This window comes from Massilia sp. Root335 (genome assembly GCF_001425685.1).
Classification (GTDB): Bacteria; Pseudomonadota; Gammaproteobacteria; order Burkholderiales; family Burkholderiaceae_D; genus Telluria; species Telluria luteola.
Genome location: NZ_LMCY01000008.1, coordinates 170,695 through 178,831, shown reverse-complemented (window position 1 = coordinate 178,831; position 8,137 = coordinate 170,695). Strand labels below are relative to the sequence as shown.

The following is an 8,137-nucleotide window of genomic DNA, read 5'->3' as shown; positions in this document are numbered from 1 at the left end:
TTCGAATTCGCCAGTGTCACGGTCGATGGACACGCGAATGTCGACCTCGCCTTCGTAGCGCTTTTTCGTAGCTTGCGCCAGGGCGAACTCAAGCGCCCCGAAGACCACTTCCTTATCGACGTTCTTTTCGCGCGCGAGCGCATCAACCAGTAACAAAATTTCGCGACTCATGCTTTGCGACTCCTAAAATCCACCTTTGGCACAAGGCGTGCCTTGTCCAGTTCGGCCAGCGTAAATTCCAGCATCGCCGGACCGTCCTTGCTTTCAAATTCCAACCCGATCGTCTCGCCTTGCGGGGCATGCAGGATGCCCGTGTAGGTCTTGCGGTTCGCGCTGCCCGGCATCGCGACGCGCAGCTTGACCGTGCATTCGCTGCCGGCAAAGCGTTCGAAGTCGGCCAGGGTGCGCACCGGACGATCCAGTCCGGGCGACGACACTTCCAGGCGCTCGTAGTCGACGTTTTCGACCGTCAACACGTGCGACAACTGGTGGCTCACCGTGGCGCAATCCTCGACCGAGATCGGTCCCTTTTCGTCCGCCACTGCCGCCGGGAAGTCGATAAACACGCGCAGGATGCCTCGCTCCGCCCGTTCGATATCGACGAGTTCGTAGCCCAGTCCGCTGACTGTCGTGGCGATCAAATCAAACAACTGCACAAGTTTCTCCACGGTCCGGTGCCGGACCCTTAAAACGTTTCAACAAAAAAAAAATGGGCAACTGCCCATCTTTTGTATTCCCAACTGGAGCTTGTTCGCCAAAACAATATTGGGAAGCACTCGGGTTAGGCTGCGAATTATAACCCGATACAGGTTCGGCCGCAATCGCCGCACTGCAAAATGAACAGCTATGCAACAGTCTACTCTTTTGATCCGGGCAGCGCTGCGGACGCTCCATTTTCGCGCGGCATGACCTTGCCGGGACGGGCTTGGCGCGCCGTCCCGAGGCGATCGATCAACCGCGGCGGCCGCGCCGCGGCATGCCGTGGTCGCTCACCCGCGGACCCTGGCCGCGGCGGGCCTGGCCGTTGCCGGCGAAGCCGAACGTGGTCTGCAGCGGGTCCGGCTGGCGCGGGCCCTTGGCGCTGGCGCGGCCTTGTCCGCCCTGCCCGCCTTGTCCACCGGCGGCGCTGCCGCGGCCGCCCTGGCCGCCACGCTTGCCGCCCTGACCGCCGCCCTGGCCGCCGCCCTGGCCGCCTCGATTGCCGCCGCCCTGCGGCGCGCGGCCGTTCCCGAGGATGCCGGTTTCGCGGCCGGTGCCGACGCGCACCACGGGCGGACCGAACGGATCGACGTTGCGATTGGCGTCGGCGCGATCGATGCGGTTGCCGTTCGAACGGTGATCGTCGGCGTCGTCGGCGCCGCGCGCCTTGCCGACCGGCCCCTGGCCCCTGGCCTGGCCCTTGACGGGGCCTTTACCGGTGCCGGCGCCGGCGCCGTTGCCGCCCTTCTTCTCGATGCCGAAGGCGTCGAGGAAGTGGCGCACGTCGTTTTCTTCCAGTTCTTCCCAGCGGCCGCGCTTGAGGCCCGACGGCAGGGTCATGGCGCCGTAGCGGGTACGGATCAGGCGCGACACGGTCAGGCCGACCGCCTCGAACATGCGGCGCACCTCGCGGTTGCGGCCTTCGCCGATCACCACGCGGTACCAGCGATTGACGCCTTCGCCGCCGCCGTCGACGATCTTGGTGAACGACGCCGTGCCGTCGTCCAGCTCGACGCCGGCCAGCAGCTTCTGGCGCATGCCTTCTTCCAGCTCGCCCAGCGTGCGCACGGCGTATTCGCGGTCGATGTTGTAACGCGGGTGCATCAGGCGGTTCGCCAGGTCGCCGGAATTCGTGAACAGCAGCAGGCCCTCGGTGTTGAAGTCGAGGCGGCCCACGGCCAGCCATTTACCGGTCTTCATGGTCGGCAGGCGGTCGAAGACGGACGGACGGCCTTCCGGATCGTCCGCGCTGACGATTTCGCCGGCCGGCTTGTGATACACGAGCACGCGCGGCGGCTTGTTGTTGTTCACGCGGCGCTGCAGCAATTTGCCGTTGATGCGCACCGCGTCCGTCGGCAGGATGCGCTGGCCGATGTGGGCCGGCTCGCCGTTCACCGACACACGGCCGGCGATGATCAGTTCTTCCATGTCGCGGCGCGAACCCAGGCCGGCTTCGGCCAGCACCTTGTGCAATTTGGGGGCGTCGTCCTCGGCGGTCAGGTCGCGGCGGGCCTTGGTCGGCTGGTGCTGGCCACGGCCGCCGTCGTTGGCGTCGAACGCGTCCGACGTGACGAACGAGAACACGGCATCCGCGTCATTGCCCTTGCCGCCCTTGCCACCCTTGCCCGGCGCGGCGTTGTTCCTGGCGTTCTTGTTCTTGCCCTGCTGCGGCTTCTGGCCCGGGTTTTGGCCCGGGTTCTGGCCGGCCTGCTGCGGGCCGTTCTGGCCCTGCGCCTGCTGGCCGCGCGGCTGGCCCTGCTGGCCTTTCTTCTGCTGCCTGCCGCCGCGCTGGTCGCGGCGCTGCTCGTTGCGGCCGGTTTCCGCCGGGACGCCATCGACGCCGGCCGGGGCCGCGTCGGCGGCCGGGGCGGCGGTTTGCTCCTCGGCGCGTGCCGGCTGGCGCGCGTCGCGCTGCTGGCGCTGCTCGCGCATCTGGCGCGGACCGCGCGGCTTGCGCTGGTTGCCGGCACCGTCGCCTGCCTGGGCGGGCGCGGGTTCGGCGGGCGCAGGCGCGGCGGCGATCGGCGCCGGTGCGGCGGCGACGGGTGCCGATGCAGGCTCGACGGCTGCCGGGGCCACATCGGCGACAGCGACCTTGCGGGCGCGCGGCTTGCGCGTCACCGGTGCGGCTGCAGGTTCGGGGGAAGGCGCGGCGGCTGCAGGCGCGGCGGCGGCCGGGCTGTCGGCGGCGGAAGCGGCTTCGGCCGCCTTCTGGGCCGCGGTCTTGCGGGTGCGCTTCGGTTTGGCCTCGGCCTCGGGCTGCACGGCGTCGGGCGCCACGGCCTCCGCCTTCGGCTTGGCGGTGCGACGCTTCGGCTTCGCGGCCGTCTCCAGTCCTGCCTCGGCAGGGGTCGTCTCGTTCATGTCAGTTGGATTCATCATTCGTTTCTTGGTTTTGCTGACCTGGCGCGACGATCAGTCGTTGGACGCGAGCGCTTGGTCGTGTATCGGGACTTCAACGGGTGAAGTGTCGTCAAATTGTTGCAGGGCCGCTTCCAGCGCCTCCAGGCTGCGCCCGGCGCCGATATCGGCCACCTGCTGCAGCGGCGGCAACTGGGACAGCGCGGCGAGCCCCAGGTCGTCGAGAAACTGCTTCGTCGTTCCCAGCAGCGCCGGACGCCCGGGCACTTCGCGGTGGCCCACCACATCGATCCAGCCGCGGTCTTCCAGCATCTTGATCGTCTGCGAATTCACCGCCACGCCGCGGATTTCCTCGATGTCGCCGCGCGTCACCGGCTGCCGGTAGGCGATGATGGCCAGGGTTTCCAGCGTCGCGCGCGAATATTTCGGCGGTTTTTCCGGCGCGATCCGGTCCAGGTAAGGCTTCATTTCCGGGCGGCTCTGAAAGCGCCAGCCCGACGCCAGGCTCACGATCTCGATCCCGCGATCCTGCCAATCCTGGCGCAATTCCTCGAGCAGGATCTTGATCGTATCCGACCCGACGCCGGCGCCGATGGGGCGGCCGGCGCTGTCCGCGTCGACGAACAGTTTCTTCATGGCGTGGATCGTCATCGGCTCGCGCGCGCACAGCAAGGCGGTCTCGAGGACCTTCTTGGCCTCATCAGTGTTCATAACGATGTCGTCAGCGGAGTGTGCAACTCTGGATGCCAGAACCATCAAACATAACCCGTTCAACGCGGCCGGCCAGGAGCGCCGGCCAACATTGCCAGCCGCGCGGCCGCCAGGCTGAGACTTCACGCTTTGAAACGGGGTTCCATCGCCCGGCTTGGAATACCGGGCGGGATACCGTGGGGGTTGCGCCCTGCCACGGGGCGGCCCACCGGTAAGTGGTCCGCAAACGGTTGATTTCAAGAGAAACGGGGCTGCCGGCACCATCGGGAGACTGGGCTCTGGAGGCGAGGCTCCTGGCGCGCTGGGCTAAGCGAACGACATCGTTTCTTCCAACTGCCGTTCATTGTACCCGATAAAAGCGGGAAAAGGCATCCCGCACTGCGCAACGCGGCCGCGGCGGCCGGAATTACACGCCTGACCGGTCCGCCAGGATGGCCGAAACACCGACGAAAGCGGGATATTCGGCCGTGATCACATAGGTCGGCACCTGCGCCAGGTAGCCGACGAAGCGGCCTTTCTGTTCGAACCGGGCGCGGAAGCACGAGGCCGCGAAGCGCTCGCCGAGACGCGGCACGATCCCGCCGCCGATATAGACGCCGCCCTGGGCGCCCAGCGTGACGGCCAGGTTGCCCGCGATGGTGCCCAGCATGCCGCAGAAGACCTCGATGACCTCGTCGCACAGCGCGCATGCGCCGGCCAGGCCGCGGCGCGTGATCTCGGGCGCATCCAGCGCCTCGGCCGCGACGCCCCGGTGGTGGGCCAGCGCGCGGTAAATGAGTTCCAGGCCGGCACCGGACAGGAAACGCTCGGCCGACACATGCCCGAATTCGCGCCAGGCAAATTGCAGGATCGCGACTTCGGTCTCGTTGGCGGGCGCAAACGTCACATGGCCGCCTTCGCTGCGCAGCGCGGTCCAGCTCGGCTTTGCGCCGGCCGGCAGGTTCTCCGCGGGAACGAGGCCGGACACACCCAGGCCCGTGCCAGCGCCGAGCAGGCCGATCGGCGTGCCGGCCACCGGCGCGCCGCCGCCCACTTGCCGTTTTTCGGCGTTCGCCAAGTGCGGCAGCGCCATCGCCAGCGCGTAGAAATCGTTGACGACGGCGAGCTCGGCGAAGCCGCATTCCAGGCGCAGCGCCTCGATCGAAAACGCCCAGTGGTGATTGGTCATGCGCACGACATCGCCGACGATGGGATTCGCGATGGCGATCGCGGCATGGCGCACGGCACCGGCGGCGGACACGGCCGGCAATGCCAGGTAGGCGCGCAGCGCGTCGGCGAGCGTCGCGTAGGCGGCGCAGGGCAGGACTTCGATCGACTCGATTGTGCCGGGCCCGGTTTCCAGCGCAAAACGCGCATTGGTGCCGCCGATATCGGCCAACAGGCGCGGGCTCGCGTGGCGCGCGCTGTCCAGGCGCGGTTCGGTGGACGGATCGACGATGGCAACGGGCGAAACGATCATGGCAGGCCTAAGAAACAGATTCCTCAAGCTTAAGGATTTCTTGGCTGCAGCGCAAGCTTTTATTGTAGTTTAGGTACACAGAACAGCAAATCCGGGGGAATCTGCGTAAAACCCCCCACGGTTGCCGAGTAGTCGAGCTACCAACGTGGAAGTTTGCGAAATGTACGGAACGGTGGGTGCCGCGCGCGCGGCGCGCCCGGGGCCGCTCAGCCGGCCTTGGGCTTGAGTTCGGCGTCGGCCTGGCCGGCGGCGCAGTGATCGTTCCAGGCGTCCAGGCCGCCGCGCAGGGGGCGCGCACGGTGGAAGCCGTTCCTGATGAATTCCTTGGCGACCTGGGCCGAGGTGACGTCGTTCGGGCAGGAGCAATAAATGACGATGTGGCGCTCCTTGTCGAGCGACGCCATCAGGCGTGCCGGCACGGCGTCGCCATAGACCAGCGCGCCCGGAATGCCCTCTTCCAGCTGGCGCGCGGTGACGCCGCGCGCATCGACGATCAGCGGGTCGTGGCCGCCTTCGAGCAAGTCCTTGAGTTCGTCCATCGTGATGCGCGGCAGGTCGGCCGCGCCGAGGTTGCGCTTGCGCTCGATGTACTTGAACAACACGAACAGCGCGAGCAGGATGCCGATGACCATCAACGCCGTGCTGCCCATGGTCTCGAACCAGGCGATGACGTCGTCCACGCTGCCATGGAACCAGGCGCCCAGGCCCATGCCCACGCCGCTCCACAGCAGGCCGCCGGCGATGGACAGCCAGATGAAGCGGTTCGTCGTCGTGCCCATGGCGCCGGCCAGCGGCGGCGCGATCGTGTTAAAGCCGGGAACGAACTTGGCCACGACGAGGGATTTCGCGCCCCAGCGGCTGAAATTGTCCTCGGTCTGGCTGACGCAGGAGTCGGGCGACAGCGAAATCTTGCACAGCAGGCGCAGGATGCGCTTGCCGTAATGGCGTCCGGCGCGGAACCAGAAATAATCGCTGATCAGGCAGGCCAGCACGGACACCGCCAGATACAAGGGCCAGTTCGCCTTGCCGTCGACGGCCAGCGCGCCGGCGATGATCAGCACCGGAAACGCGGGAATCGGCAGTCCGATCTGTTCGAGCAGGACGGTGCCGAACACGATCAGGACGCCGTAGACGTGTATCAGGTGCGAAAGCTGGGTCATCCCCGTATGGTAGCGGAAAACGCCGGGGTCAGAGCCCGGTTTTGGGCAATTTCCAACATCCGGGCTCTGACCCCGGTATGGCGGCCAGCAGTTGCTGCGTGTAGGGATGCTGCGGATTGCGATAGAGCTCGTCCGCGTCGGCCATTTCGACCACGCTGCCGTGGTGCATCACCATCACGCGGTCCGAGATGTATTTCACCACCGACAGATCGTGCGAGATGAAGATGTAGCTCATCCGGTACTCGTCCTGCAGGTCCTGCAGCAGGTTCAGGACCTGGGCCTGCACCGACACGTCGAGCGCCGACACCGATTCGTCGCACACGAGGATCTCCGGCTTCATCGTCAGGCAGCGCGCGATGGCGATGCGCTGGCGCTGGCCGCCGGAGAACTCGTGCGGGTAACGCTCGAACGCATGCGCCGGGAGCCCGACGCGCTCGAGCAGCTGGCGCGCGTGGGCCGTGCGCTCCGCATCGTTCCTGCCGATGCGGTGGATGCGCATCGGCTCCAGCAGGATCTGGCCGACCGTGAAGCGCGGGTTCAGCGACGCGTACGGATTCTGGAACACGATCTGGATGCGCCGTTTGTACGCCTGGAACTCGGCGTCGCTCATCGCCACGAGGTCGCGGCCGTCGAACATGGCGCTGCCGCCGGTCGCGCGGTGCAGGCGCAGCAGCGTGAGGCCGACCGTCGTCTTGCCCGATCCCGATTCGCCGACGACGCCCAGCGTCTTGCCGCGCGGGAGCGTGAACGAGACATCCTTCACGGCCTTGAATTCGCGTTTCCCGAACAGCCCCTCGCGCAGATAAAAGCTCTTGGCGAGCCCGTTCACCACGAGGATGTTCTCGTCGTCCGCCGCATAGCCGCGCGTGCGCTGCGGCAGCGCGGCGCCCGGCTGCGCGCGTCCGCTCATGTAGTCGTCGATGACGGGCAGCCGCACGGGCCGCGCATCCAGCGGCGGCCGGCAGTGCAGCAGCGCCCGCGTGTAGGCGTCGCGCGGGTCGCCCAGCACCTGCGCGGCGTCGCCCTCTTCGCGCACCTCGCCGTGGCGCATGACAATCACGCGGTCGGCGATCTCGCCCACTAAGCCCAGGTCGTGCGTGATGAACAGCACGGCCATGCGGCGCCGCTTCTGCAGGGTCGCGATCAGGTCCATGATCTGCTTCTGGATCGTCACGTCCAGCGCCGTCGTCGGCTCGTCCGCGATCAGCAGCCTGGGCTCGCAGGCGATGGCCATCGCGATCATCACGCGCTGCTGCTGGCCGCCCGACATCTGGCTCGGGTAGGCGTCGATCTTGTGCGCCGGATCGGGAATGCCCACTTCGTCCAGCAGTTCGAGCGTGCGCGCGCGCGCCTGGCGCTTGTCCATGCCCAGGTGCAGGCGCAGCACCTCGCCGATCTGGAAGCCGACCGTGAACACGGGGTTCAGCGACGACATCGGTTCCTGGAAGATCATCGCGATGTCCTTGCCGCACAGGCGCCGCCGCTCCCCGACGGAGAGGTCGAGCAGCTCGCGGCCTTCGAAGCGGACCGAGGAACCGGGGTGGATGATCGTGGTATCCGCCGGCAGCAGGCCCATCACGGCGAGCGAGCTGACCGACTTGCCGCTGCCCGATTCGCCGACGAGGGCGACGGTGGCGTCGAGCGGCAGGCTGAACGAGATGCCCTTCACGGCCTCGAACGTGTTCTTCTTGTCGGTCTTGAAGGACACGCGCAGGTCGCGGACTTCGAGGAGGTTCGTGTCGCTCAT

The 8,137-nt window shown here is 67.2% G+C and carries 6 protein-coding genes and 1 pseudogene; all 7 read right to left on the bottom strand.

Annotated elements, in window-relative coordinates:
- A partial coding sequence (locus tag ASC93_RS31930; protein WP_307188980.1) for a NusA N-terminal domain-containing protein occupies positions 1-171 on the bottom strand: 171 nt, incomplete at its 3' end.
- A complete protein-coding gene (gene rimP, locus ASC93_RS06680; protein WP_056439034.1) occupies positions 168-656 on the bottom strand; it encodes a ribosome maturation factor RimP in 489 nt (162 codons plus the stop codon). The genes rimP and ASC93_RS31930, both read right to left, overlap by 4 nt.
- Positions 657-951: 295 nt before the next feature.
- Positions 952-3,078, bottom strand: a complete 2,127-nt coding sequence (rluB, locus tag ASC93_RS06675) for a 23S rRNA pseudouridine(2605) synthase RluB (RefSeq protein WP_056439684.1) — start codon at positions 3,076-3,078, stop codon at positions 952-954.
- 93 nt (positions 3,079-3,171) lie between these two features.
- Positions 3,172-3,771, bottom strand: a pseudogene (scpB, locus tag ASC93_RS06670) (SMC-Scp complex subunit ScpB); the annotation flags it as partial.
- Positions 3,772-4,177: 406 nt separating this feature from the next.
- Positions 4,178-5,230 carry a glucokinase gene (locus tag ASC93_RS06665; RefSeq protein ID WP_082547810.1) on the bottom strand — a complete coding sequence of 351 codons (1,053 nt, stop codon included), beginning with the start codon at positions 5,228-5,230 and terminating at the stop codon, positions 4,178-4,180.
- 206 nt (positions 5,231-5,436) lie between these two features.
- Positions 5,437-6,390, bottom strand: coding sequence for a VTT domain-containing protein (locus ASC93_RS06660; RefSeq protein WP_056439031.1), 954 nt, complete (start codon positions 6,388-6,390; stop codon positions 5,437-5,439).
- Between the two features lie 28 nt (positions 6,391-6,418).
- Complete coding sequence (locus tag ASC93_RS06655) at positions 6,419-8,137, bottom strand: ABC transporter ATP-binding protein (protein ID WP_082547839.1); 1,719 nt, start codon at positions 8,135-8,137, stop codon at positions 6,419-6,421.